The organism is Paracoccaceae bacterium, assembly GCA_033344815.1.
Classification (GTDB): Bacteria; Pseudomonadota; Alphaproteobacteria; order Rhodobacterales; family Rhodobacteraceae; genus Roseobacter.
This window is the reverse complement of record JAWPMR010000001.1, coordinates 4185992-4209949: the sequence shown is the minus strand read 5'-3', so window position 1 is coordinate 4209949 and position 23958 is coordinate 4185992. Positions and strand designations below refer to the sequence as shown.

Below are 23958 nucleotides of genomic sequence, written 5' to 3'. Positions count from 1 at the left end.
TAGTTACGGTAGATTAAAAAACCGTTCTGCGATTTCTCCACTCATGTAGCTGAACCGCCCTGCAACCAGTGTCGCAGCAACGCGTTGAGTTTCAGCGTCAAGTATGACGATATCAGCCCGTTTGCCTGCCCCAAGCGTGCCACGGTCTTCAAAACCGAGTATTTTTGCCGGGCCCTCTGAAATCAGACGCCACGACGCGGCCAGATCGATAACGCCGCTTTTGGCCAACATCAGTGCCGCGCGCCGAGGGCTGGGATAGTGGTAATCTGAAGCGATGGCGTTACACAGGCCCATTGAAATCAATTCAACGGCCGAAACATTGCCTTTGTGCGACCCCCCGCGCACAACATTCGGCGCGCCCAGAATGACGGCATCGCCCGCATCCTGCGCAGCTTCGGCGGCCTCCAGCGTTTCAGGAAATTCCGCAATACACGCGCCGCGCTGATGCCAGATGTCACGCCCTATCTTGGATGCGTCATCGTGGCTCCCCATACGTATTGCGCGCTCCTGCAAAGCCGCGCAAAGCCGGTCCAACGCTGCGGGGACTTCGCCAGCCTGAGCCTGCAATGCCAGCATCAATTCGAAATGCGCATCCGGATTTCGCCCGGCCTTCAATGCCTGTCCCACCATTCTGGGTGGCTTGCGTCGCTGCGCCAGACGTTCATGGGGCAGATGATCATTGAACACGACGTAATCAACGCCCCATTGAATCATACGATCCGGCAGGATTTCGAATAAATCCATGAGATGAATTTCAAGCCGCAGTTGAGCATACAGATCGGTCACCAATTCAGGTGCCGTGTCCCGAATGGCAGCAAAAACCTGATCGGCAAATTCCAGCCCGCGCAAGCCGCCTTCCCAACTCACAAATTGCGCCAATACTGCCGTCGTTATGCCGTTTGCCGCCAACTCGGCTTCGGTGGCGACAAGACCTTCGCCCAACTGCTTCATCGCACCGCGCCTGGGCGCCAGATGCCGTTCAAACCCATCGCCATGCAGGTCCACAATGCCGGGAAGCAGCCAAAATCCGGAAAGGTCGGTAGGCCGGGCATCGCAGTCTTTGACAATGGATCTACCGGATATGCACAGGTCCGCACCTTCCAGCCCATCACGGCCGAGAACGCACGCGCCCTGAAGCTTAAGGTCGGCCAATCATGTCTCCAACGCTGGGCACGCAATTTCCGTTTGAGCAACCAAGTTGCGAAAGAACTGCGTCAAACCAAGTCAGGGTCCGATCAAATTTACCCGTGTTCAAGAAGGAGATGGTTTGAGCAATGACCCGCGGGTTGTTCATCATGAAGGTATGGGTGACCGGCAGCACTATATGGTCATTCATTCCTGCAACGCGGGTCGACGCGACCGAAACTTTGCCGTCATCCTGCCCCGGGAGCAATGATGAAAAGTAAGGATTTAGAGACTGATCGCCAGCAATCACACCAAGATCAAAGGTGGCTGGCGGCAACCTGCGCGGCAGATCGCTGGGTTTTGTGCCCAGCTGCGCGCCAGCAGGTCCATTGATCCAGTCAAACGCGTCTATGTCGGAGAAAGCATCAACGACTTCGCTGCCTTGGTTGGGAGGGGCCAGCATCACGACGCGCCCCAATCTGTCAGGATCTGTGTCTGCGACCCATTGGCGCAACAATATACCTCCCATGGAATGGGTCACAAAGTCGATTTGCCCGCGCGGTCCGCATTTGGCCATGGCGTCAGGCAGTGTACGTGCAACCAAATCAGCTACAGGCGCGGTTGTTGACGGGTATCCAGGGCGTACAACAGCATACCCCTCAGAAATAAGAGCGGTCTCCATCAAAGCAAATGAAAACTCCGTCCGGGCCAGTCCGTGCAACAATACCACGCACCGCGCATGGGCCGAGGCCGCACATAAAGCGATTGCACAAGCTGCAAAAAGGGTTCTCATAGTGCTGGTCATACCAAATCAGATAGTGTCATTATACTGATTGCGAAAGTGCAACGTCACGTGCATTGACCGGAAACTGTCTTTATGAGCCCAAAACCCGTCCGACTGGCCGCTCGCGCGGTGATCATACACGAGTCGAAACTGCTTCTTGTCAATGCCTGGCCAAAAGCGCGCAGCACTCTTTTGTGTGCTCCGGGAGGCGGCGTTGAACCCGGAGCATCGCTTCCCGACAACCTCGCACGAGAAGTAAAAGAAGAAACCGGTTTGCACGTGAAGGCGCGACAACCATGCCTGGTAAATGAGTTTCACGATCCGCGCACCGGGTTTCATCAGGTTGAGGTCTTTTTTCGGTGTGACATTCTTGGCGATCACAGGATTCCAAATGATTGGCAAGATCCCGAACAAATCGTAAACCGCCATATCTGGGCGAGTGAAGAAGAAGTAGCCAAACTGAATTTCAAACCCAGCAGTTTGGCAAAGGTTGCTTTTTCAGACAGTGGCGGGATTACTTACGATCTGCTTGAGACGATTGTGATGTAACTGCGATCGCGATACCAGAGATGACCAGAACTGTCGCAAATATGATCGTTCGGGAGAGCGCTTCACCAAGCAGAACAGCGCCACCGAGCAAGGCGATGATGGGGACGCACAGTTGAACAATTGCAGCAATATTGCCCTGTAACTGCGGCAGGACACGATACCACAGCGCATACCCCAACCCCGATGTGATGCCACCGCAAACACTTGCAAGAACCCATCCAGAGAAGGACGCATGTGTTGCAAAACCGGCCAGAATGACTGTCAAGATCGGCATGCACAGGATGAAGTTCGCCGTCGTCGCCGCCAAAGGATCGCCCGTCCCGCGTCCGGAGATCGTGTAGGCCGCCCATCCAAGACCCGCCAAGACCATGAAGCTTGCTCCGATCGGGTCAGAACTTCCGCCAGCACCGGGCCAAAGGGCGAACATCAACCCGGTAAAAGCGAGTGTCGCGCCGATAAGTTGGCGGGGCGTAGGGCGCGCGCCCGTCAAAGACCCATGTGCAAACATAGAGATTTGCACAACACCAAACAGGATCAGAGCACCAAGCCCGGCATCTAAAGTCACATAAGCCAGCGAAAACCCCACCATATAGGCGGTCAGACTGGACGCGCCCAGAACGCGAGCGCGATCAAGCAGTTTCAATTGCCCACCGCGGACAGTCAGAATTGCGCCCAGCACGATCGCACCTGATAGAACCCGTATCAATGCAAAACTGGATGGGTCAATAAATTCATTTTCAACTGCGAAACGGGTCAGCAGAGAATTCGCAGCAAAAGCGGTCATCGTAAAACATATCAAGACAAAAAGGCGCACTTGGTGGCCTTAACGGTTCTTTCCACACGCGCCAAGCCAGTGTTTCAGCCTTTCAAAGCTTTTTTGGCGCTAACTTGTCACCTGTTCGAGAACTCGCCAATAAATACGCCCGTGTCAGGCGATCAACCGCACCTGCAGCGTCACGCCACGACCGTCCTCATTCTCGATGACTTTCGCGTCGCCATTGTACGTTTCTGCAATCTTTCTTGCGATCGCAAGGCCCATGCCGCTGCCCTCCACTTCATCGCGAGGTTTCAACGTTGTCATGACTCCGAAGACTCGGTTGTGGTATCCCGCAGCAATACCCGGTCCGTTATCGCGCACCGAAACAACGAGATATTTGCCATCGCGGTTACAGGATATACTGATCTCACCGTCAGATCGGTCATGATGTTTGATCGAGTTCGAAATCAACGCTGTGAAGAGAGTGAGGACATCTCGTTCGCCCATGATGACATCATCGCAATCAAATTCGCGCTGGATCTTGAAACCCGTTGGAATTCTCATCTCCTCCAGAACTTCGTCCAACGCCGCGTTCAGGTCGACTTGCTCGACGGGTTGCATGCGCCCGACCCGCGAAAAGGTCAGAAGATCCACCAACATACGATCCAGTCGCCCCGTATGTCTGTTCATTAATGCTATGTTTTCGGCGACACGGCCTTCGACTTTCACACCAGCTTCAGCAAGATCTTCCGCAATCCATTGCGGCAATTCGATGAGGGCCCGCACCGAATTTCGTACGTCATGACTGATCAAGTAGATGAAATCCTCAATTTCATTAGATTCAGCGGAAACGTCACTGGCGGAGAAAGGTGTTTCGGCTTCATGCATTGAAACAGGGCGATTCATGGGCGTGCAGTCCTTGGTATGAGCGATAAAAGCACGCTAACACCGCCTACTGAATACACAGTTAATGCGCTGCATTCTGAGATGGAGTCGGGCGCACCCCCCGGCGTTCAGAAACCGCTGGGACCCGGCTTTGTCAAAACCGTCTCTTTTAACGAAAAAGGGCCCGCCATTTGGCGAGCCCAATCCATAACAATGGTGGTGATTTACATCATGCCGCCCATGCCGCCCATGTCGGGCATGCCGCCACCTGCAGGCGCGCCCTCTTTGGAAGGTTTGTCCGCAACCATTGCTTCTGTCGTGATCAACAGACCAGCAATGGAGGCCGCGTCTTGCAGAGCGTGACGCACAACTTTGGCCGGATCAATCACACCAAATGCGAACATGTCACCATATTCTTCGGTCTGAGCATTGAAGCCAAACTTGGCATCGTCGCTTTCGCGGATCTTGCCGGCAACCACGGACCCGTCAACGCCGGAGTTCTCAGCGATCTGACGCAGCGGTGATTCCAGAGCTTTGCGCACGATGGTGATACCGATGTCCTGATCGGAGTTTGCGCCTTTGAGGTCGTTCAACGACTTGCCGGCCTGGACCAGAGCGACGCCACCACCAACTACGATACCTTCTTGAACAGCAGCACGTGTCGCGTTCAGAGCATCGTCTACACGATCCTTGCGCTCTTTCACTTCGACTTCGGTCATGCCACCGACACGGATCACAGCAACACCGCCTGCCAGTTTGGCAACACGCTCTTGCAGCTTTTCACGGTCATAGTCAGACGTGGTTTCTTCGATCTGCGTGCGGATCTGAGCAACACGTGCTTCGATCTCGGCTTTCTCGCCCGCACCGTCAACGATAGTTGTTTCGTCTTTGGTGATCTGAACTTTCTTGGCAGAGCCCAGCATGTCCATTGTCACGGACTCAAGCTTCATGCCCAGATCTTCGGAGATCACCTGACCGCCTGTGAGGATCGCAAGGTCTTGCAGCATCGCTTTACGACGATCGCCGAAACCAGGTGCTTTGACCGCTGCGATTTTCAGACCGCCGCGCAGTTTGTTCACAACCAGAGTTGCCAGCGCTTCGCCTTCAACATCTTCTGCAACGATCAGAAGCGGCTTTTGCGACTGGATGACCTGCTCCAGCAGCGGAACCATTGGCTGCAAGGAGGACAATTTCTTCTCGTGCAACAGCACGATGCAGTCTTCCAGTTCAGTTGTCATTTTGTCAGCGTTGGTGACAAAATATGGCGACAGGTAGCCGCGGTCGAACTGCATGCCTTCAACAACGTCTGTCTCTGTTTCCAGACCTTTGTTTTCTTCGACGGTGATCACACCCTCGTTGCCAACTTTCTGCATCGCGTCTGCGATTTGCTGACCGATCTCGGATTCGCCGTTTGCAGAAATCGTGCCAACCTGGGCAACTTCATCGCTGTCAGAAACAGGACGTGCTGCTGCTTTGATCGCTTCAACGACTTTTGTCGTCGCCAGATCGATACCGCGCTTCAGGTCCATCGGGTTCATGCCAGCGGCCACCGATTTCATGCCTTCTTTGACGATGGCCTGAGCCAGAACAGTCGCCGTTGTTGTACCGTCGCCTGCTTCGTCATTGGTGCGGGAAGCAACTTCCTTCACCATCTGCGCGCCCATATTTTCGAACTTGTCTTCCAGTTCGATCTCTTTCGCTACAGATACACCATCCTTGGTGATGCGCGGTGCGCCGAAAGATTTGTCCAGAACCACGTTACGACCCTTTGGGCCTAGTGTGACTTTAACCGCGTCGGCAAGGATGTTTACACCCTTGAGCATACGGTTGCGGGCATCGGTGTCGAATTTGACGTCCTTAGCAGCCATGTTGTTTTCTCCTCTTGAGAATAATCAGTTAAGTTCAGCGATATGTCGTAGGGTGGGCTTTCAGGCCACCATCAAGTCGGCCGGATGGCTTACTCGATGATCCCCATGATGTCGCTTTCCTTCATCATCAGCAGTTCTTCGCCATCGAGCGTAACTTCTGTACCGGACCATTTGCCGAACAGGATCTTGTCACCGGCTTTTACAGCCATTTCGATCAGCTCACCGCTGTCCTTGCGTGCGCCTTCGCCACAGGAAACAACTTCACCTTCGGAAGGTTTCTCTTTTGCGCTATCGGGGATGATCAATCCACCAGCTGTTTTTTCTTCGCTTTCCGTGCGGCGTACCAGCACGCGGTCATGAAGCGGTTTCAATGCCATCTTTGCAGCTCCTTAAGGCTCAAAGTTTCTCCCAATTGATCCAAAACGCAGAATTACGCGTCGGGACCGTTATCACTCGCTCTACCTGAGTGCTAACGAGGTTTAATTAGGCATCACCCGCGACCGTGTCAACAGCCCCATTTGCGAAAATTTCAAGAGTTTTGAGTCTCCCTGACCGTGCGATCAAAGGGGGTCTTCTTCCCAACTGTAAGCCCAATGCACCAGACCCTCGCGCCCCGCATCAGTCAGGGTGTAAACACCTTTGGACGCCCGCACGAACCAGCCATAATGATTGTCGGCCATCAGCCGCGTCGCTGTCGGAACGCCCGCTGCTTTTGCGACGGTCGCTCCTTTACTCGCACCATGTTCTGCCAGATGTGCTGCGCATCTCAGCGCATCCTGCCGATAAGAGGTCACCAGACCCAAACGCGTCTGCCCTCCGGCATTCGGATCTCCCGTGCGCCGTGCAAATTCGCGGATCATCGCTGCCTTGCGCCTGTTCGATTTACGCGGCGCGTAAGGACCCGGATCGCAATGCACCTCAACATGCCCATCCTTCAGGCGGACGGTCATGACCCCGATCCCCAACCTGCGCGCCATGGCAATCGCCTGCTTGCGCGATTTCTGCGCCCGTTTGCCGGGTTGATGAACAAACGCCATGTAAACAGCATCTGTAACGGCCAATCGCTCAACACATTGATGAAATACTGCAAGCGAGGGGGACAGCTTCAACTCAATAACAACCGGGTCTTCAGAACCTCGGATGGCAACAACATCCGCGGCACCAACCTCCGCTTTGACCTCGTAGCCCTGACCCTCCAACAGCTTTTTGACTGGTGGATAGAGGTCCATCTCTCTTGGCTGTGGCAGTGTTGTTTTGGTGGCTTTTGGAATTTTACCGCCCTTTTGATTGCTCTACGAATGTCCACCGTGCACAGGTCTATGCGTCCTACATCATCACAGCGTGGCGCATTGGACAAACTCAAATCAGGTTGGTTTTCTTTATAGCAGGGATTGTAACGATGCCAGTCAATCGTTCGGGATGACATCACAATCACAACGCCTTAGCATCACTGAATGACCCGCGAGGATTTCAATACGTTTTGCGCCAACCTGCCTGCCACGACCCATGTTGTGCAATGGGGCAACTCGGATGTCTGGAAAATCGGCGGCAAAGTCTTTGCCTTATGCGGCTGGAACAAGGGCGTGGATGCATTCACGTTCAAAGCCTCGGAACTGGCGTTTGAAGTGCTGCAGGATGTGCCGGGGATCAGGCCTGCGCCCTATCTCGCATCGCGCGGATTGAAATGGCTGCAGCACTTTGAGGACCCCGGTCTTTCTGATGAAGAACTGCGCAATCACATCCAGGCATCCTACGACATGGTTCTGAACGGGTTGACCAAAAAGAAGCGCGCAGAAATTAACCTCTAATGCTGCAATGCAGCATATGCGGGGTGACAAGATCAACGACCATGCTATAAGGCGCGAAAATTGACATTCAATCTGTAGGATTCCCCAGTATGACCACGCTCGTTTTTGGCCACAAATCTCCCGACACCGACAGCACCGGTTCGCCCATCATCTGGTCATGGTACCTCAACCAGATCAAAGGCGTCGACGCCAAACCCGTGCTTTTGGGTGAACCCAATACAGAAGCCCTGTTCGTTCTGGAGCGCTGGTCGCTGGACAAGCCCGAGATCATCTCGGATGTGGCAGCAGACACACCCGTTGTGATCGTGGATACCAACAACCCTGCCGAATTGCCCGACCATATCAACGATGCTGACATCCAGGGGATCATTGATCATCACAAACTGGTCGGTGGTCTGGAAACCAAAGGTCCCATCGACATCCGCATTGAACCCCTCGCCTGCACCGCGACCATCATGTGGAAGATGATCGGCAAGGACATCGCGCAAATGCCGGAAAATATTCAGGGCGCGATGCTGTCCTGTATCCTCAGCGACACGCTGGAATTCCGCAGCCCGACCACGACGAATGAAGACAAGGCCATCGCATGGGATCTGGCACAAGCGCTGGACATCAACATCTCCGAATATGCGGCTGAGATGTTTGCCGCCAAATCAGACGTTTCGGCGTTCTCTGAGGCTGAATTGCTGCGCATGGACAGCAAGGAATACGCGGTTGATGGCAAACAGTTCCGCGTGTCCGTGCTGGAAACAACGTCACCCGCGCAAGTGCTTGACCGCAAAGACGCATTGATGGCTGCGATGCCGGGCGTCGCCACCGAGGACGGTGCCGATCAGGTGTTGCTTTTTGTCGTCGATATCCTGAGCGAAGAAGCCACGCTTCTGGTGCCAAATGATTTCGTGAAATCAGTTGCTGAAAAGAGTTTTGACGCATCTGTTGAGGGCGACACCGTGGTCTTGCCGGGCATCATGAGCCGCAAGAAACAGATCATTCCGAACCTCAAGGTCTGACCCCTCATACGGCTAATTGCGTACCGTTCCCAGCAAGCAACCCTGCAAATCACAGGGTTGCGCGTTTCGGTATGCGGGTTGCAGGCAAAGCCAAACCAGATGCGAAATGCCTGCCGGACTGGCGATGTCGGTGGCGTTATTGCCGGACTGCGTCGCCGCTGCGCGGCATTGGGCGTTGCACGATGAACGCCCGCTGCGATGATTGGAGTGCAGACCATCGCAGGCATCGAGTTTCGATCCACAACCACAGAGGCTTGGCTTTCATGGCATTGTGGTTGTGACGGCTCCGCAGGATGGCGACGATGGGCTTGCAGCGTCGCGTCCTTCATGATCTGACCCCCCTGACTGCAAATTTCCGAACTGCGCCAGCCGCACTTCGCGCGAATTCCTGAACAAACGAGGGGTAAATATGGCCCGTACCATCCACGCACTTTCCGACATTTCAGTTCAATATGACGCCCTGTTTGTGGACCTTTGGGGATGCGTTCACAACGGCGTGGCCGCCTTGCCGGGAGCCGTCAGCGCCCTGCAAGAGTACCGCGCGTCCGGCGGCAAAGTCGTGCTGGTCACGAACTCGCCCCGCCCACGCGCCGGCGTCGAAAAACAACTCATCGCCTTTGGTGTGCCGGATGACAGCTGGGACACCATCGCCACGTCCGGGGACAGCGCCCGTTCCGCGATGTTTCGCGGCGTGGTCGGAGACGCCGTATGGCACATAGGCTACCCCGGGGATGAGCGTTTTTTCGAACCCATCGGTGTTGTAGATAATCCGGTTGCGGTGCGCAGTGTACCGCTGGAAGAGGCCGTCGGCATTGTCTGTACTGGGCCCTATGACCCACTTGCCGATCCGAGCGTGATGCGCCCGGAGTTTCTCGTTGCCAAGCAGCGGGGCCTCAAACTCTTGTGCGCAAATCCCGATATCGTGGTGGACAGGGGCGAACAGCGCGAATGGTGCGCCGGTGCTCTGGCACAGCTTTACACCGAAATGGGCGGCGAGAGCCTTTACTTTGGAAAACCCCATCCCCCGATCTACGATCTGGCGCGCCGCAGATTGGCCGCCCTAGGCACGGATGTACCCGACAATCGCATTCTGGCCATTGGTGACGGTGTGCTGACAGACATCGCGGGGGCCATGGGCGAAGACATCGATTCGTTGTTTATCTCGGGGGGGCTGGCCGCTGCCGAGACCAAAACGGATACAGATCCCGATCCGGATGCCCTAAAGTCTTATTTAGAAAAGGAAATGTCCAATCCAACCTATGCGATAGGGTACCTTCGCTGACCTATTTTCTACTTGCTTTTCTGCATCTGCGAAGTAATAAAGTTTCAACAGTTACGTCGTATTGATCAGAAAATTACCGGAAGGGTCATCATGTTGGACAATCTGCCCCGTGGCACCATCTGCATCGAAGACATCGAAATGGGCATGTCGCGCCACTTGCAAAAGGTGGTGACAGACGAGGACATCGAAATGTTCGCGCAGATTTCTACCGACCGGAATCCGGTGCATCTGGACGATGAATACGCGCGCGACACGATTTTCGAGGGACGAATCGCCCATGGGATGCTGACCGCGGGGTTGATTTCTGCGGTGATTGGCGAACAACTCCCTGGTCATGGGACCGTATATATGGGGCAATCGTTAAAATTCCTCGCACCCGTGCGTCCGGGGGATCTCGTCTATGCCGAAGTAAAGGTGATCGACATTGAAATGGCCAAGCGCCGCGTAAAGCTGGAATGCCATTGTGCGGTTGACGGCAAAAAGGTGCTGATCGGCGAGGCCACGGTGATGGCACCGTCGCGCAAATTCGACTGACAATTTACCTGCGCAACGCGTCAGACTGACCGCGCCGTTTGCTTGCGTGTCCGGCCCGTGGCGGGTACGCAGGGCGACATGAAGATCATCCGCGACTATCAGTTTGTTGACCCGGATCATCGTGGTGCCAGCGCCGCGATCGGCAATTTTGACGGCGTGCATCTGGGTCATCAGTCGGTCATTGACCTTGCGCGACGCGCCGAACCAAATGCACCGCTTGGTATTGTCACGTTTGAACCCCATCCCCGTGTCCATTTTGCGCCGGGTGCGCCGCCCTTCCGTCTGATGAGCCGTGAAGCCCGGGCCAGCCGATTGGAAAAACTCGGTGTTGACCGTTTGTATGAGTTGAATTTCAACGCAGCCCTCGCGGCCCTGACCCCGGAAGATTTCGCCCGCAAGGTCATCGCTGAAGGGTTTGGCCTCACGCATGTGATCGTCGGGGCCGACTTCTGCTTTGGCAAAGGACGCGCCGGCACCGCTGAACACTTGCAACAGTTTGGCCGGGACATGGGCTTTGGCGTGACCATTGCCGCCTTGATCGCGCAGTCTGATAAAACCATCTCTTCGACCGCGATCCGCGCGGCGCTGAGCGATGGTGATCCACGATTGGCGGCCTCCATGCTGGGCCATTGGCACCGCATCGAAGGCCCGGTCATCGGCGGCGAACAGCGTGGACGCGAATTGGGTTATCCCACGGCGAACATGTCCATCGACGGGCTGCACCCGCCCGCATTTGGCGTCTATGCCGTGCTGGTCGATGTGTTGGACGGCCCCCATATGGGCAGCTATCACGGTGTTGCCTCGATGGGTGTGCGGCCAATGTTTGGCGAGAACAGACCCAATCTCGAAACCTTCATTTTCGATTTTCAGGGCGATCTTTATGACACGCCCCTCTCTGTGGGGCTGGTTGAACACCTGCGCCCGGAAGTGAAATTTGACGGGCTGGATGCGTTGATCACACAAATGGATGCCGACAGCGCGAAGGCGCGTCAGATATTGAGCGCGCTGTGAGCGACCCGATTGATCGCAAGGGCCTGAAAGACAGGTTCTGGGAACGCAAACCCTTGGCCAAAATGAGCCAGAAGGAATGGGAATCCCTGTGCGATGGTTGCGGCAAATGTTGCCTGAACAAGCTGGAAGACGAGGACAGCGGCGAGGTCGCCCTGACCCGCATCGCCTGCCGCTTGCTCGACGATTCCAACTGCCGTTGTGCACATTATGACAACCGCCACCAGTTTGTGCCCGATTGCATTGTGCTGAAGCCCGATAATCTGGACACCCACGCCTATTGGATGCCGCAAACCTGCGCCTACCGCTTGCTGTGGCAGGGCAAACCGCTGCCCGACTGGCACCCGCTGATCAGCGGCACCGCGCAATCCGTGCATGATGCAGGTGTCTCGGTGCAGGGGTGGACGCTGAGTGAATTCGACATCCCCGAAGACGAGTGGGAAGAGCATGTTATCGAGGAGCCGATCTGATGTATTTTTCTTCTGACAATGCCGGGCCTGCACTGCCCACAGTGATGGCGCGCGTGACTGCAGCCAATGAGGGGTTCACCCTGCCTTATGGGGCCGATCCGATCATGGAGGAGGTCCGCGCAGAAATCCGCCGCGTTTTCGAGGCCCCCGAGGCGGCCGTTTATCTGGTGGCAACCGGAACAGCGGCAAATGCGCTGGCACTGGCGTGCTACGCGCAGCCTTGGCAGACCGTGTTTTGCAGCCAGATCGCGCATATCCAAGAGGACGAGTGCAACGCACCCGAATTCTATTCGAGCGGCGCCAAGCTCTGTCTCGTGGACACGCCCGACAAGATGACAGCAGACGGATTGCGCGCCCGTGTTGAGGCCGAAGGCGTGCGCGGCGTGCATGGACCCGAACGCGGTCCGGTATCGATCACGCAGGTGACCGAGCGCGGCAGCCTCTATTCAATTCAGGAGTTACGCGATCTTTGCACCGTCTCCAAATCCTTTGACTTACCGGTCCATCTGGACGGCGCGCGCTTTGCCAATGCGCTGGTGGCGCTGGGGTGCACGCCTGCTGAAATGACGTGGAAAGCCGGAGTCGATGTGGTCTGTTTTGGCGGCACGAAAAACGGCTGTCTGGGTGTGGAGGCTGTGGTGTTTTTTGATCCCGCCAAAGCGTGGGAATTTGAGCTACGTCGCAAACGCGGGGCGCATTTGTTTTCCAAACATCGGTTTTTATCCGCACAAATGGCGGGATATTTGCAAGACGGTGCCTGGCTTGATGCGGCCAAGAGGTCTAATGAAAACGCGGCCTATCTGGTGGCGGGTCTGCGCGCTGTGGGCGCTGATTTCTTACATGAACCCCAAGCAAATATGGTGTTTGTGCGATTTGCGCGCGGCATTCATCAACGGCTGCACGCGGCGGGCGCGATGTATAACATGTGGGAACCGGGCCTTGAAAGTGGCGACCCGGACGAAAAGCTGGCCGCGCGGCTGGTCTGTGACTGGTCGATCACAACGGATCAGATCGATCTATTCCTCAGCCATTTCGAATAGCGCCGCGATTTCTTTGGCAACCTCTGTCGGATGGGTCAGCGGCGACATATGCCCTGCCCCTGTAATGACGGCCCGGCGGACGTTGGGCAGTCGCCGTGCAAGGCTTGAATTTATGGCATCTATAATGTCCAGCGCCTGAGATCCCTGAAGCAGCAGAACCAGCATGCTGAGCCGCTCTAGGCGCCCCGGCACCATGATCCCGGCGTTGTCCTCAAAGATCATGGGCGATTGCCCGGTCACCACATACATCCGATCCGTGATGGAGCGGCGCGTCTTGGCAGACAGGTCGTCCCACTTGGTGCCATCGCCCCAGAGCCGGTTAAAAAGTCGGGCCGCATGCGCCATATCCCCGGTTGCAAGCGCGGCCATGTAAGGGGCCGCCTCATCGTCATGGGCGCGCATTTGATCAGGCGCATCCTGACAGGCGGCTGCGAAGAACACAGGCTCGATAAGGGTCAGGCTGCGCACGAGGTCCGGGTTTTCAACCGCCAGCCGCAGCGCGACTGTTGCCCCAAAGGAATGCCCGATCACGTCTCGTTTGTAGGGAAGATGCGCCAAAGCGGCATCGGTGCAGAGACGGTGCAGGTCAACCTGTCCATCCCAATCATCGCTTTTCCCGTGACTGGGCAGATCAATGGCCGTGAGCGTGGCGATATCAGCCAACGCGTGACCCACGCCGCGCCACGTGGCGGAATGGGCCAATGTGCAATGGATCGCCAGCGCCTCTCTCGTCCCATGCCCAAAAGTTCGGGCATGGGTGTAGAAGGTTGGGGTCATATTTTTCCGGCGAGATGGGCGTCCAGATGGTCGATCCGGTCCTGCCCCCAGAACCTTTGATCCGTATCCGTGATGTAAAACGGGGCGCCAAAAACACCACGCTCGACCGCCTCTTCGAGGTTGGCGGCATAGGTCTCCGCGCCCTCCAACATGCCACTGTCCGCAAGGCTTGGGTCAAACCCGGCCTCTTCCAGACAGGCCCGCACAACCGTGTCCTCGGCGATGTCCTTTTCATCGGCCCAGACCGAGCGCAGGATCGCCGCCATCAGCTTGCCCAGATCGCCACCGCCCGCGTTTTGCGCCGCAATGAACGCATAAGAAGACGGCGCTGCATTTGTGGGCCAATGGGCCGGTTTGAGGTTCAGCGGCATGTCGAGCATCTTGGCCTGGCGCACCAGTTCCTGCGCGCGCATCTCGACCCGGCTGAAGTGACGATCCTTGGGCGGGGTTCCCCCGGTGCGCCCAAACAGCGCCATGATGTCCATCGGTTTGTAGGTGATGCTCGCACCATGTTTTGCCGCGACCGCTTCGGCGCGATTCCCGGCCAGGTAGGCATAGGGGGACAGTGTTGAGAAAAAGAGGTCGATATGTGCCATTTATTGGCTCCTTAAGGGGGACTCGTTCTTTGCCGATTGGTAAGGGCGTGTTAGGGGAAGTCAACTTCACGAATCTGTCACATTTGCCCGCTGCAACCTCAGGATCGCCCCTCATGCCAGAATTCTATGAACCCAAACTCATCGCCGGTAATGCCAATATGCCGCTCGCCAATGCCATTGCGCGGCGTATGTCCATGCACCGTGGCAAACAGGTGGGGCTGGTGGACGCCCGCGTGGAGCGTTTCAACGACGGCGAGATCTTCGTCGAGGTCTTTGAAAACGTCCGCGGTGAGGACATGTTCATCGTGCAGTCCACCTCTAACCCGGCCAATGACAATCTGATGGAGTTGCTTATCATGGCGGACGCGCTGCGCCGCTCCTCGGCGGCCCGTGTCACGGCTGTCTTGCCCTATTTCGGCTATGCCAGACAGGACCGCCGCACCAAGGCGCGCACGCCGATCACGGCCAAGCTGGTGGCGAATATGCTGGTGGGAACAGGCATCGAACGGGTGCTGACGATGGATCTGCACGCGGCACAGATCCAGGGGTTTTTCGACATTCCGGTGGACAACCTTTATGCCTCGCCGATCTTTGCGCTGGATATCAAAACCGCCTTCAAGAACCAGATGAGCGACCTCATGGTCGTCTCCCCCGATGTGGGCGGCGTGGCGCGCGCGCGCGAACTGGCCAAGCGGATCAATTCACCGTTGGCCATCGTGGACAAGCGCCGCGAAAAACCCGGTGAGGTCGCGGAAATGACGGTGATCGGGAATGTGACAGGGAAAACCTGTCTTATCGTGGATGACATGTGCGACACCGCCGGGACACTGTGCAAGGCGGCTGAGGTGCTTTTGGAAAACGGTGCCAAGGAAGTGCACTCCTATATCACCCACGGAATCATGTCCGGACCGGCGGTTGAGCGCGTCACCAATTCGGTAATGAAATCGCTGGTGATCACCGACACAATCGCGGCCACCGACGCCGTCAAAGCCGCACCCAACATCCGCATCGTGCCGACCGCGCCGGTCTTTGCCCAGGCCATTCTGAACATCTGGAGCGGGACCTCGGTGTCCTCGCTATTTGAGGCCGACACGCTGAGCCCGATCTATGACGGCATGTATGCCGCCGAGTAAACGCAGCGCCCGCGCAACGGTTTCGGCGCGGTGATGGCGTTGGATCCGGAAAGGCCGGGTTAACGCCTTTATTCCATGGCCCAAACGCTTGGCACACCCCGTACACAGGCTGTACACAATCCGTACACCGCACATGCACCGAAACCCGGGTTAAAACAGCGTGCGCAGGGGTTTGTGAGCAAAGGATTGACGCGGGGTGCGTTGGTTCTGACAGCAGATTTGGGTCGCTGAATACACCAGCGCACCTCCCGCACAACAAAAGCCTTCAACCGCCTTTGCGCCCTGACGGGCATTGACCAACGACGGATCAAGGCAAATACGGAAAGACAAAATCGGCCCTTGGGCGTGCACCGCACGGCCGGCACAAAGGACCGCATGCATCACACATCGCGCTACACGGTCCAATGCACTGCGTTTTGCACCCGTCAGGACGCGGTACAGTATTTATCGACCAACCCCATCAGTTCGACCGCGGTGATGGGCTTGGCGATGAAACCGTCCATGCCATGTTTCCGCACAACCGCATTGTCATGATATTGCGCGTCAGCCGTCACCGCGATGATGGCGATATTGCGCGGTGGGTCGGTCGGTTTCTCACGGATCAGGCGGGTGGCCTCCACGCCCGATAGCCTGGGCATGTGAATGTCCATCAAGACCAGCCCGTATTCTCCGGGTTGTTTGTCAAGCTGCGCACAGCCTTCCTCGCCGTTCACCGCAATATCAACATCAACACCCAGCGTATCAATGATTTCCTTCATCATGAAACGCGTGAAGTAATCATCTTCAACCAGCAGGATTTTCTTTGGTGAGGGCATTCGACGCGTCCCGTTCAATCCACTGACGACAACCGTAAAGCGAAGGTTGTCGTGTAGCAACCGTCGGGCGCTGGTGATGCCACCTCAAGCGTCGCCCCCATCAGCATTGCAAGTTCACGACTGATGGCCAGACCCAGCCCTGACCCGCTGTTTTCCCGCGTCTGGGCATCATCGATCTGGAAGAACCGCTCAAAAACCGCGTCGCGCTTGTCCGTTGGGATACCACATCCGGTGTCAGACACCGAAATCTCCAACTGTGCAGGCCCGGCGGGGTCCTTTGCAGGCACCATACTGACCTGAATGGTCACGCGTCCCTTGGTGGTGAACTTGATCGCATTGTCAGTCAGATTGTTGAGAATCTGGGTCACGCGTCGCGCATCAAGCATGGCGAATTCCGGGGTCGCCTCATCCACTTCAAGCGCCAGTTCAATTGGCTTTCCCAGACGGTGGTTTGTGGCCGTCGCCGTTTCGAGCCATTGTGCCGCCAAAGGCCTGACTTCGGTCGGCGTGGCCGTGATTTCAACGGCATTGGCTTCAACCCGTGACAGCTCCAACACATTCACAAGCTGCGCCAAAAGGTGATGCGACGCATCAAGCCCCACCTCAGCCTGTTTTTTCTGTCGTTCCGGGACATCCGCCATCTGGATGAGCTGGAACAAACCCATGATGGCATTGAGCGGTGTGCGCACTTCATGGCTCATGTTGGCAAGGAACACTTTGCGTATTTCGATGGCCTTGCGGGCCTCCTGCGCACTCACTTCGGCGCGGGTCTTTGCCGCATGCAACTCGGTGACGTCATTGGCGATCGAAAAAACTTTCGTGGCTTTGCCATTCACAAATTGAACAATGTTCGACCAATGCATGATCTTGTGCTGTCCGTTCACGTCCTGTTGCTGAAAACTCGAGAAAAACGGGCTTTCCGGCGTGGCATCTGAAAGTTTGCGCGCGATGTCTGCCTGATACTCTTGCGGGACGTGGTTCATGAAGCGCGTTCCGACAAGCGCTTCGCTGGAATGCCCAAACAGCTCCTGACAGGCTGGATTGACCTGCAACAAGGTTGTGTCAATGTTTGCAATCGTCATCGGTTCATGTGCGTGCTTGAACAAGGCCGAGAAACTTTCAGATTTCTCGCGCAGGGCCCGCTGCAACTGCAAACGCTCGGTAATATCGATGCAAAAGGCGATGAATACCGGCTCGCCCGCTTCCTGTTGAAGTTCCAGACGAATGGACACGGGATAGGTGGTTGCATCCTTGCGTTGATGTCGCGTCTTGAATTCCAGCTTGCTGATCCGGCCCTGACGCAAAGGACGCAAGAGGTCTTCGAATGCAAAACGATCATAGTCCGGTATGATGTCCAGAGGCGTCAGGCGTCTGATCTCTGGTTGATTGTACCCAAGGTTTTCGCGCGCACCTTTGTTCACGCCCGTGAACAGCAATGTTTCGGGGTCAAAGGTAAACACTTCATGGTGTGCGTTTTCGACAATATTGCCAAAGCGCGTGGCTGCTTTTCTCCTGCTTTCACTGATCAGGAGGGCCGCGCTCAGCCCGATCTGACTGGTCACCGAGGCGGCGAGATCCGTGAGCACGCAGACGTCTTCGCGCGACCACATGCGAGGCTTGCTGTCGATGGCGCACAAAGCCCCAAGGCATGTACCGTCAGGGGCAGCAATCGGGATACCCAGATAGGCGATGACGTTCAGGTCATCTATGGCTGGATTGTCATGCACCAGCGGATGCACGCGGGCATCTTCGATGATCAGAGGTTTATCGTTGCTCACGACATGCTGGCAGAATGAATGTGACAGAGGCGTCTGGCGTGCGCTGGCCCAGGGGTCCGCCAATCCACAGGCACTGGTGAAAAACTGCCTGTCTTCGTCGAAATCCACAATGGACACGAGGGCCACCGGGACACCCAGCATTTTCGTTGCCAACCGCGTGAAGCGATCAAAGTCTTCGGTTTCCGGGACGTCGACCAAAGACAATCTTTGTAAAGAGTGTTCCATAGCTGTGATGCCTGCATCTGCGGATATCTGCGGATATCTGCGCCCAAGACCGACCAGGCGCATTCATCCTTTGTTAAGACTGTCCTAGGCTGAACCTATTAACACATTGTTAAGGATTGGCAGGCAATCCGCTGGGCGGCCAGCGCTCCATGCGTTTACCATTTCTTAACATTCACAAGGGCTGAGCCGGGAACTTTTGCAGCGCCGACGGGTGCGGGTTGAGGGTATTGTTCCTTGAGGAGGGATGCCGCTTTGCGATTTTGCGCGCACTCGGGGTGATGGCGCGAGGCGGGCAGGACGCATTTGTAGCGACCGGTATTTCTGCGGCCGGTTACAGTCAGGACGGGGTTGCCCCTGACCCTTTGTTGTTTGGCATGATGGTCCGCCCTCTCGGACCCGTCCTAGATGGCCGGATCCCGTTTCCCGTTTCCCGCAGGCGGATAGCGTGTTTCGGATCGACAGCCATAAATACCCCAACCGCGCGTTGTTCTACCCGTCGGGCAATGCTTCATGGGTTCTGCGCACCCCGGGTGACACCACCGCGCGCGCGGTCATGTGCGAGGGTTTTGAGATGTCACCCCCCTCGCCTGCCCCGTCTTTGGCTTTGGTTTGAGAAGGCGCTTGGGATCGCGCGCAGATCCAAAAGCGTCGCGCCGCCGTATTTTGACGGAAGCGATCCGCGTCACAAATCTGACGACAGGCGCCAAGTGCTGTGGCTGGGCATCGTTGGGCTTTTTTGTCCGGGTTTTTGAGAATTTCAAGGCTTGGGACGGTTCAAAGCCGCACCGGTGAGGTTTGGGTCAAGAGCCGGTCAGAGTCCGCGCGCGGGCGATCCGTGCCTGGGTCCCGGTTCATGCTTCACAACGGACAATGTTTGTGCCTGCGGGTCAGACCGGCGTGTTTGGCGTCCATTCAGAGCGTCACAGAGGCTATAACTTGCTGACAAAAGAGGCGCCTGAACAGCTTTGATCGCTCATGCCTGAGGCGCGCATTATGTGGGCGAGCCCATGGCGGTTTTGCAGAAGGCTGCCGCTTTGATCCGTCCCATGCTCAGCACATTGCGTGATCTGCGGGTTCAATCGCGTCTGCTTCGGAGATTTCCGCCTGCCGCACAGCGGGGCGTCCGCGGACGCGCTCTGCCAACCAATCCAGATCCCCCTCAGCCGCGCGCGGCTGGTCAGATGCAGTCTCCGGCGGGACCTCTCGAAGACCATGCCCCATGGCTTGGGCAACGGCAAATCGGAAAGCATACCGCGGCGTGAGGCCCATCCGCAGATCCGACACGATCACCTCATCACCCTGCTGTTCCGCACGGTAATATCCCCTGCTGAACCACGCCAGCTTTTGAAACGCATCAACGTTTTCCAGACAGGCAATCAGTTCAGGATGTCTTGGATGCGTATAGACCCGCGCCGTTTGATCATCGTCAAACAGCGACAGATAAATGTTGTGGTATTGCCCTTGTTCCAGCCCGATCACTTTCCACAAGACGATGTTGAAGGGGGCTGCAATTGCAAAAACGCTGTCGGTTGCGACCCCGGCGCGTGCAAAAATCACCTTCGCCCGGTTTTCAGCCTGACTCTGCAGCACCGCACCCAGCCCCAGATACGCCGTGCTGAAGATCATCGCCGCTGTCACACCGCGTGCCAGACCAGAAGACCACTCTCGCCGAAAGATGGCCCAGATTGTCACGCCCAGAAGCGGCAGGGTATAGAGTGGATCAATGATAAAAATGGAGCCCACGCCCACCGGATCACGATAGATCGGCCAGAACAGCCGCGTGCCGTAAACGGTCATTGCGTCGATCAGCGCATGTGTCGAGAAACAGAGAAACACCGTCCACCAGACTGTTACGCGATGATCTTGAAGTGATTTGAAAACGCGCATCAGGAGTTCACCCAAAAATGGTGCAATCGCCGCATGCACAAACAGGGAATGTGTCCATCCCCGATGCATGACAAAGGCATCCACCGGGCTGTCGAAGGTGATGAGAACGTCAAGATCCGGCATTGTCCCGAGAACGCCACCCAGAAGCGCGGCTTTGCGCGGTCCAAGTGTCTTGCCCAGGCACAATACGGAAACCGTCGAACCGAGGACAAATTGCGTCAGTGAATCCATGTGTTTTCCTGCGCCCTTCGCAATCCTGATCCGCTGATACCTGAGCAGCGGCCGTCATTCCAGCGTCAAGATCAGCCCGATAGGCAGTGCGCGATGGCTGGGCGAGACACTTCGGTGATCAGTATACTCAATGCAGCAAGGCCAGGCATGACAACCGCCGCGGTGAACGCCCTGCCGGAGCGTTCTGCGATACCAGGGTCTTGTTCAGGCGCCTGATGATCAGAACTGGATCCATACTATTTCACAGCACATTAAAATATAGTCGTAACACTATGAATATTTTTGATTTTTACAGGAGAGAGATTGAATTCGCAGGTCTCGCCGCCTCGCATGTTCAGGGCAAGCGGACCGCAGAGCAGCCCATGCACGGCGTTGCGAGTGATCAAGCTGGCCCTGTCGAACAGACGGTGAAGTGGCGGCGGCAATTCACGGCACAGGAGCGATCGGTCAGCCTGTAAATCAGTGCAAGCATGGGGCCATATGACACGCGGTTGCGCAGTGGCGGGAAGGTGCGGTTCCCCCCAGGCCGAGGTCACGGGATCTGATGGTGTCTTGTCCGCGCAGATTACAAATGGCCAAGCTCGTGTTGTGGTGTTTCATGAGAGCGGTCGGCAGGTTCCAGTGGCGCTCTGAAAACGCGCTGGAGTGGCGTAATGTTGCGGTGCTGCGCGGGGGTGAGGCCGACCTGATCCGCCCGTCATGGCGGAGCAGCCAATCCTCCCTGCGGCAAAAAACTGCAATGCCCGGCGTGCGGTCACCGGATCATGCGCCCCAAACTGATCCATACCCAACGTTGCCGTCCCGGATGGTGCGTGTCTGCGCGCGGTAGCTGTGCGCGACCTGTATCCATCTCCGCGACCGCCAGGACCGCATCACCCCCGGCGACAGACAAAGGTCGGCGGCACCTGCTGCTGCGAAGATCCTTGCGCTATGCCCTGAGCCGCGTTTGGGAGCCCGCACATCTCCTATCCACGGTCTGGATTGCGTTTAATTCGGTGTTGCGCAGCGCCCGCATGCGCCGCGATACAAACCCTCAGAGGGCAAACGGCGAGATACCCGCATGTGATCAGATACCGCGCCAGTTTCGGCCCGGCGCGTGACAGAGATGCGCGTCTTGAAAGCCCGCGTTTCAGCACGTCGGCAGTCGAGATGTCATCGCCTGTGGCCTGAAAATGGCATCTTGAAACACTCAGGCGCGCGCTGCATTTGGGCCTTTGGCCTGTTGCATCTCCTCCGCCAAAGGGAATGACAGAACAATCAATCCTCCCCCCGCATGCTCCATGATCTTGAGCGTTCCACCATGATTTTCCATCACTTTGGCGGCAATCGGCAGGCCGAGACCGGAACCTGGCCCCCCACCCGCCTGGGCAAAGCGACTGATCGCTTCGTTCTGCTTTTCCACCGGAATGCCGAGCCCGTCATCCTTGACCGAAAGCTGCGCGCTGTCCCTGCCCGCGATCAAACGCAGCTCGATTTCCCCAAGATCGGGGCCGCCATGCACCACGGCATTGGTCAAAAGGTTCAGGATGGCTTCCTGAAGCATCACCGGATCGCCTTTCACAAAAACCGCTTTTTCAGGCAAGAGGCAGGTCAATGTCACGTTATGTTGGGAGTGTTGTGCGCGGAAGGTCTCCGCCACCCGCGCCGCAAGGGGTTTCAGATCCACGCGCTCCCCGGACAGAGCAACATCGGTGCCGCTGGCCCGCTCAAAAGACAGCAGTTTATTGGTCAACTGGCTCGCCTCACGCGCGGCCTGAACAAGTTCGGTACTGCGCTGTTTTGCGGCCCTTTCATTGGGCGCGCTTTGCACCGCTTCGGCGAGCGCCAGGACCCCGGCCACGGGATTTCGAAGCTGATGGGCGGCATTTGAGATGAACTCATCCTTGCTGCTGATCCGGCGGGAAACCTGATCCAGCAAGGCATTCAAAGTGGTCACCAGACGTTGCGCCTCCACCGGGACGGGACGGCGGATCGGTTCCAGATCATTGGGGGTGCGTTTAGCGATGGCGTCTTCGAGGTCCAGCATCGGGCGCAAGCCCAGACGCACCCCGAACCAGACCACCAGAGCCACACATAAGACCAACAGGGCGATCACGGCAAAGGACCTTGACACAACCTCGCGTGCAAAGCTCGCGCGCACCTCGGCGCTTTGCCAGACCGTGATGTTGAAAACGCCGGAGACACCGCTGACGGTTGTCACATCCTGAAATCGCAGCACGCGGACCTGTTCACTTTGATAAAGCGCGTCATAATAATAAGGCTCGCTCAGATCGGCGGGCGCGGTTCGGGGCAAAACAGGGGGCGTGGAATAACCCGTGACGAATACCCCATCCGGGGCATAGACGTGATAAAACAGTTCGCCGCCGGAGGTGTCATTGACCAGCCGCCGCGTCGAAGGCGAGAGCGCATCCCCATCCGACACGGCAATATCGCGCGAGATGGCCAGTGCTGCCGAGAGCAGGCCGCGATCAAAGATATTGGCGGCCCGGTCCGTGGTGGTGCGAAACTGCCAGACCCCCGCCACAAGCGAGATCAACAGCAAGGGCAATAAAATGATCAGGATCAACCGGGACCGCAGAGAGTTGAGTTTCATTCGGGTGTCTCGATGCTGAGCTGATAGCCCAGCCCGCGCCGAGTTTTTATTTGCACCCCGTGTTCGTGCAGGCGGCGGCGCAGACGGGAGACATAGACCTCGACGACTTTTTCCTCCACGTCAGCGCCAATACCGTAGACATGATCCAGCATGGCGCTTTTTGACACCAGACGCCCTTCGGCCTCGATCAGGCATTCAAACACCGACATTTCCCGGCGTGGCAGGGCGATATCAACGTCCCCGGCAAAGAGCTGCCGGGCGCTGGCATCGTAATTCAACCCGCCCAGCGCCCGCAATTGTTGCTGTGGAATGGCGCGGCGGCGCAACAGGGCCCGCACCCGCGCTTCGAGCTCTGCCATCTCGAAGGGTTTGATCAGATAGTCATCCGCGCCTGCATCGAGCCCAATGACCCGGTCCTCGGTTTCTGCCCGCGCGGTCAGCAGGATCACCGGCCGTATATCGCCCCGGCGGCGCAGATCCTTGAGCAGAGTCAGACCATCAACGCCCGGCAGGTTAATGTCCAGAATGATCAGATCCGCGTCATCATCCTTGAGGAATCGCGCCGCAATGGTGCCATTGTCCAGCATGTCCACAGCATGGCCCGCGTCCTCCAGACGGTAACAAATGCCCTTGGCGAGGCTGGTGTTATCTTCGACCAATGTGATCCGCATTGTGAGAAATCTCGGGTTTGCAAGTCTCATGCAAGGTTCGCAGGTCATACAGGGTACTGCAACAGGGGGCGGACACCCCCTCGTGATTCGATTTTGATCCTCAAACGCAATTGAGGACACCTTAGGGAGGAA

At 56.8% G+C, this 23958-nt stretch carries 25 protein-coding genes; 11 read left to right on the top strand and 14 right to left on the bottom strand.

The window, feature by feature from the left end:
* Window positions 1-3 precede the first annotated feature (3 nt).
* Both R8G34_19500 and R8G34_19495 read right to left on the bottom strand, forming a co-directional pair.
* Window positions 4-1152 carry an alpha-D-ribose 1-methylphosphonate 5-triphosphate diphosphatase gene (locus R8G34_19500; GenBank protein MDW3225040.1) on the bottom strand — a complete coding sequence of 383 codons (1149 nt, stop codon included), beginning with the start codon at window positions 1150-1152 and terminating at the stop codon, window positions 4-6.
* Window positions 1139-1918 (bottom strand): alpha/beta fold hydrolase, encoded by a 780-nt coding sequence (locus R8G34_19495; GenBank protein ID MDW3225039.1) that lies wholly within the window; start codon window positions 1916-1918, stop codon window positions 1139-1141. The genes R8G34_19500 and R8G34_19495 overlap by 14 nt, the downstream gene beginning before the upstream one ends.
* A gap of 84 nt (window positions 1919-2002) precedes the next feature.
* Here R8G34_19495 and R8G34_19490 point away from each other — a divergent pair, with 84 nt between their 5' ends.
* Complete coding sequence (locus R8G34_19490; GenBank protein ID MDW3225038.1) at window positions 2003-2458, top strand: NUDIX domain-containing protein; 456 nt, start codon at window positions 2003-2005, stop codon at window positions 2456-2458.
* Here R8G34_19490 and R8G34_19485 read toward each other — a convergent pair.
* The 5 genes from R8G34_19485 to R8G34_19465 form a co-directional block, all read right to left on the bottom strand.
* Entirely contained in the window at window positions 2424-3242 is an 819-nt protein-coding gene (locus tag R8G34_19485; GenBank protein ID MDW3225037.1) for a DMT family transporter, read from the bottom strand. The two genes, R8G34_19490 and R8G34_19485, sit on opposite strands and share 35 nt — an antisense overlap.
* A gap of 144 nt (window positions 3243-3386) precedes the next feature.
* On the bottom strand, window positions 3387-4121 hold the full coding sequence (locus R8G34_19480; GenBank protein ID MDW3225036.1) for an ATP-binding protein: 735 nt from the start codon (window positions 4119-4121) through the stop codon (window positions 3387-3389).
* 203 nt (window positions 4122-4324) lie between these two features.
* On the bottom strand, window positions 4325-5968 hold the full coding sequence (gene groL / locus R8G34_19475) for a chaperonin GroEL (protein MDW3225035.1): 1644 nt from the start codon (window positions 5966-5968) through the stop codon (window positions 4325-4327).
* 89 nt (window positions 5969-6057) lie between these two features.
* Window positions 6058-6345 (bottom strand): co-chaperone GroES, encoded by a 288-nt coding sequence (locus R8G34_19470; protein MDW3225034.1) that lies wholly within the window; start codon window positions 6343-6345, stop codon window positions 6058-6060.
* Between the two features lie 183 nt (window positions 6346-6528).
* Window positions 6529-7197: a DUF2161 domain-containing phosphodiesterase gene (locus R8G34_19465; GenBank protein ID MDW3225033.1), complete on the bottom strand. Its 669-nt coding sequence runs from the start codon at window positions 7195-7197 to the stop codon at window positions 6529-6531.
* Window positions 7198-7422: 225 nt separating this feature from the next.
* Between R8G34_19465 and R8G34_19460 the strand changes: the two genes are divergently transcribed.
* The 7 genes from R8G34_19460 to R8G34_19430 all read left to right on the top strand — a co-directional run bounded on the left by R8G34_19460 (window position 7423) and on the right by R8G34_19430 (window position 13120).
* Window positions 7423-7776, top strand: a complete 354-nt coding sequence (locus R8G34_19460) for an MmcQ/YjbR family DNA-binding protein (GenBank protein MDW3225032.1) — start codon at window positions 7423-7425, stop codon at window positions 7774-7776.
* Window positions 7777-7865: 89 nt separating this feature from the next.
* Entirely contained in the window at window positions 7866-8786 is a 921-nt protein-coding gene (locus R8G34_19455; protein ID MDW3225031.1) for a manganese-dependent inorganic pyrophosphatase, read from the top strand.
* A 409-nt stretch (window positions 8787-9195) separates the two neighbouring features.
* Complete coding sequence (locus R8G34_19450) at window positions 9196-10068, top strand: HAD family hydrolase (protein MDW3225030.1); 873 nt, start codon at window positions 9196-9198, stop codon at window positions 10066-10068.
* 90 nt (window positions 10069-10158) lie between these two features.
* Window positions 10159-10602: a MaoC family dehydratase gene (locus R8G34_19445; protein ID MDW3225029.1), complete on the top strand. Its 444-nt coding sequence runs from the start codon at window positions 10159-10161 to the stop codon at window positions 10600-10602.
* A gap of 78 nt (window positions 10603-10680) precedes the next feature.
* A complete protein-coding gene (locus R8G34_19440) occupies window positions 10681-11613 on the top strand; it encodes a bifunctional riboflavin kinase/FAD synthetase (GenBank protein MDW3225028.1) in 933 nt (310 codons plus the stop codon).
* A complete protein-coding gene (locus R8G34_19435; protein MDW3225027.1) occupies window positions 11610-12080 on the top strand; it encodes a YcgN family cysteine cluster protein in 471 nt (156 codons plus the stop codon). Before R8G34_19440 ends, R8G34_19435 begins: the two co-directional genes overlap by 4 nt.
* Window positions 12080-13120 (top strand): beta-eliminating lyase-related protein, encoded by a 1041-nt coding sequence (locus tag R8G34_19430; GenBank protein ID MDW3225026.1) that lies wholly within the window; start codon window positions 12080-12082, stop codon window positions 13118-13120. Before R8G34_19435 ends, R8G34_19430 begins: the two co-directional genes overlap by 1 nt.
* Here R8G34_19430 and R8G34_19425 read toward each other — a convergent pair.
* On the bottom strand, window positions 13097-13897 hold the full coding sequence (locus tag R8G34_19425) for an alpha/beta hydrolase (GenBank protein MDW3225025.1): 801 nt from the start codon (window positions 13895-13897) through the stop codon (window positions 13097-13099). The two genes, R8G34_19430 and R8G34_19425, sit on opposite strands and share 24 nt — an antisense overlap.
* On the bottom strand, window positions 13894-14493 hold the full coding sequence (locus R8G34_19420) for a 2-hydroxychromene-2-carboxylate isomerase (GenBank protein ID MDW3225024.1): 600 nt from the start codon (window positions 14491-14493) through the stop codon (window positions 13894-13896). The genes R8G34_19425 and R8G34_19420 overlap by 4 nt, the downstream gene beginning before the upstream one ends.
* 113 nt (window positions 14494-14606) lie before the next feature.
* Between R8G34_19420 and R8G34_19415 the strand changes: the two genes are divergently transcribed.
* Window positions 14607-15626, top strand: coding sequence for a ribose-phosphate pyrophosphokinase (locus R8G34_19415; GenBank protein ID MDW3225023.1), 1020 nt, complete (start codon window positions 14607-14609; stop codon window positions 15624-15626).
* A 425-nt stretch (window positions 15627-16051) separates the two neighbouring features.
* Here the strand turns inward: R8G34_19415 and R8G34_19410 are convergent, their stop codons facing one another.
* Together R8G34_19410 and R8G34_19405 are read right to left on the bottom strand one after the other, a co-directional pair.
* A complete protein-coding gene (locus R8G34_19410) occupies window positions 16052-16441 on the bottom strand; it encodes a response regulator (GenBank protein ID MDW3225022.1) in 390 nt (129 codons plus the stop codon).
* Window positions 16442-16455: 14 nt separating this feature from the next.
* Window positions 16456-18444, bottom strand: a complete 1989-nt coding sequence (locus R8G34_19405; protein ID MDW3225021.1) for a PAS domain S-box protein — start codon at window positions 18442-18444, stop codon at window positions 16456-16458.
* Between the two features lie 445 nt (window positions 18445-18889).
* Between R8G34_19405 and R8G34_19400 the strand changes: the two genes are divergently transcribed.
* Entirely contained in the window at window positions 18890-19057 is a 168-nt protein-coding gene (locus tag R8G34_19400; protein MDW3225020.1) for a hypothetical protein, read from the top strand.
* Window positions 19058-19494: 437 nt separating this feature from the next.
* On the opposite strand, the gene R8G34_19395 is transcribed toward R8G34_19400, so the two are convergent.
* Entirely contained in the window at window positions 19495-20562 is a 1068-nt protein-coding gene (locus tag R8G34_19395; protein MDW3225019.1) for a metal-dependent hydrolase, read from the bottom strand.
* Between the two features lie 272 nt (window positions 20563-20834).
* Between R8G34_19395 and R8G34_19390 the strand changes: the two genes are divergently transcribed.
* A complete protein-coding gene (locus R8G34_19390) occupies window positions 20835-21020 on the top strand; it encodes a hypothetical protein (GenBank protein MDW3225018.1) in 186 nt (61 codons plus the stop codon).
* 731 nt (window positions 21021-21751) lie between these two features.
* Here the strand turns inward: R8G34_19390 and R8G34_19385 are convergent.
* On the bottom strand, window positions 21752-23155 hold the full coding sequence (locus tag R8G34_19385; GenBank protein ID MDW3225017.1) for a sensor histidine kinase: 1404 nt from the start codon (window positions 23153-23155) through the stop codon (window positions 21752-21754).
* Window positions 23152-23856, bottom strand: coding sequence for a response regulator transcription factor (locus R8G34_19380; GenBank protein ID MDW3225016.1), 705 nt, complete (start codon window positions 23854-23856; stop codon window positions 23152-23154). Before R8G34_19380 ends, R8G34_19385 begins: the two co-directional genes overlap by 4 nt.
* Window positions 23857-23958 lie beyond the last annotated feature (102 nt).

What these genes read in the sequence shown, in the direction of transcription:
- R8G34_19395 (MDW3225019.1), bottom strand. Translation starts at nt 20,562, where the DNA reads ATGGATTCACTGACGCAATTTGTCCTCGGTTCGACGGTTTCCGTATTG.
- R8G34_19415 (MDW3225023.1), top strand. Translation starts at nt 14,607, where the DNA reads ATGCCAGAATTCTATGAACCCAAACTCATCGCCGGTAATGCCAATATG.
- R8G34_19425 (MDW3225025.1), bottom strand. Translation starts at nt 13,897, where the DNA reads ATGACCCCAACCTTCTACACCCATGCCCGAACTTTTGGGCATGGGACG.
- R8G34_19445 (MDW3225029.1), top strand. Translation starts at nt 10,159, where the DNA reads ATGTTGGACAATCTGCCCCGTGGCACCATCTGCATCGAAGACATCGAA.
- R8G34_19390 (MDW3225018.1), top strand. Translation starts at nt 20,835, where the DNA reads ATGAATATTTTTGATTTTTACAGGAGAGAGATTGAATTCGCAGGTCTC.
- R8G34_19410 (MDW3225022.1), bottom strand. Translation starts at nt 16,441, where the DNA reads ATGCCCTCACCAAAGAAAATCCTGCTGGTTGAAGATGATTACTTCACG.
- R8G34_19380 (MDW3225016.1), bottom strand. Translation starts at nt 23,856, where the DNA reads ATGAGACTTGCAAACCCGAGATTTCTCACAATGCGGATCACATTGGTC.
- R8G34_19440 (MDW3225028.1), top strand. Translation starts at nt 10,681, where the DNA reads ATGAAGATCATCCGCGACTATCAGTTTGTTGACCCGGATCATCGTGGT.
- R8G34_19495 (MDW3225039.1), bottom strand. Translation starts at nt 1,918, where the DNA reads ATGAGAACCCTTTTTGCAGCTTGTGCAATCGCTTTATGTGCGGCCTCG.
- R8G34_19490 (MDW3225038.1), top strand. Translation starts at nt 2,003, where the DNA reads ATGAGCCCAAAACCCGTCCGACTGGCCGCTCGCGCGGTGATCATACAC.
- R8G34_19385 (MDW3225017.1), bottom strand. Translation starts at nt 23,155, where the DNA reads ATGAAACTCAACTCTCTGCGGTCCCGGTTGATCCTGATCATTTTATTG.
- R8G34_19470 (MDW3225034.1), bottom strand. Translation starts at nt 6,345, where the DNA reads ATGGCATTGAAACCGCTTCATGACCGCGTGCTGGTACGCCGCACGGAA.
- R8G34_19460 (MDW3225032.1), top strand. Translation starts at nt 7,423, where the DNA reads ATGACCCGCGAGGATTTCAATACGTTTTGCGCCAACCTGCCTGCCACG.
- R8G34_19405 (MDW3225021.1), bottom strand. Translation starts at nt 18,444, where the DNA reads ATGGAACACTCTTTACAAAGATTGTCTTTGGTCGACGTCCCGGAAACC.
- R8G34_19455 (MDW3225031.1), top strand. Translation starts at nt 7,866, where the DNA reads ATGACCACGCTCGTTTTTGGCCACAAATCTCCCGACACCGACAGCACC.
- R8G34_19430 (MDW3225026.1), top strand. Translation starts at nt 12,080, where the DNA reads ATGTATTTTTCTTCTGACAATGCCGGGCCTGCACTGCCCACAGTGATG.
- R8G34_19450 (MDW3225030.1), top strand. Translation starts at nt 9,196, where the DNA reads ATGGCCCGTACCATCCACGCACTTTCCGACATTTCAGTTCAATATGAC.
- R8G34_19465 (MDW3225033.1), bottom strand. Translation starts at nt 7,197, where the DNA reads ATGGACCTCTATCCACCAGTCAAAAAGCTGTTGGAGGGTCAGGGCTAC.
- groL (MDW3225035.1), bottom strand. Translation starts at nt 5,968, where the DNA reads ATGGCTGCTAAGGACGTCAAATTCGACACCGATGCCCGCAACCGTATG.
- R8G34_19485 (MDW3225037.1), bottom strand. Translation starts at nt 3,242, where the DNA reads ATGACCGCTTTTGCTGCGAATTCTCTGCTGACCCGTTTCGCAGTTGAA.
- R8G34_19420 (MDW3225024.1), bottom strand. Translation starts at nt 14,493, where the DNA reads ATGGCACATATCGACCTCTTTTTCTCAACACTGTCCCCCTATGCCTAC.
- R8G34_19480 (MDW3225036.1), bottom strand. Translation starts at nt 4,121, where the DNA reads ATGAATCGCCCTGTTTCAATGCATGAAGCCGAAACACCTTTCTCCGCC.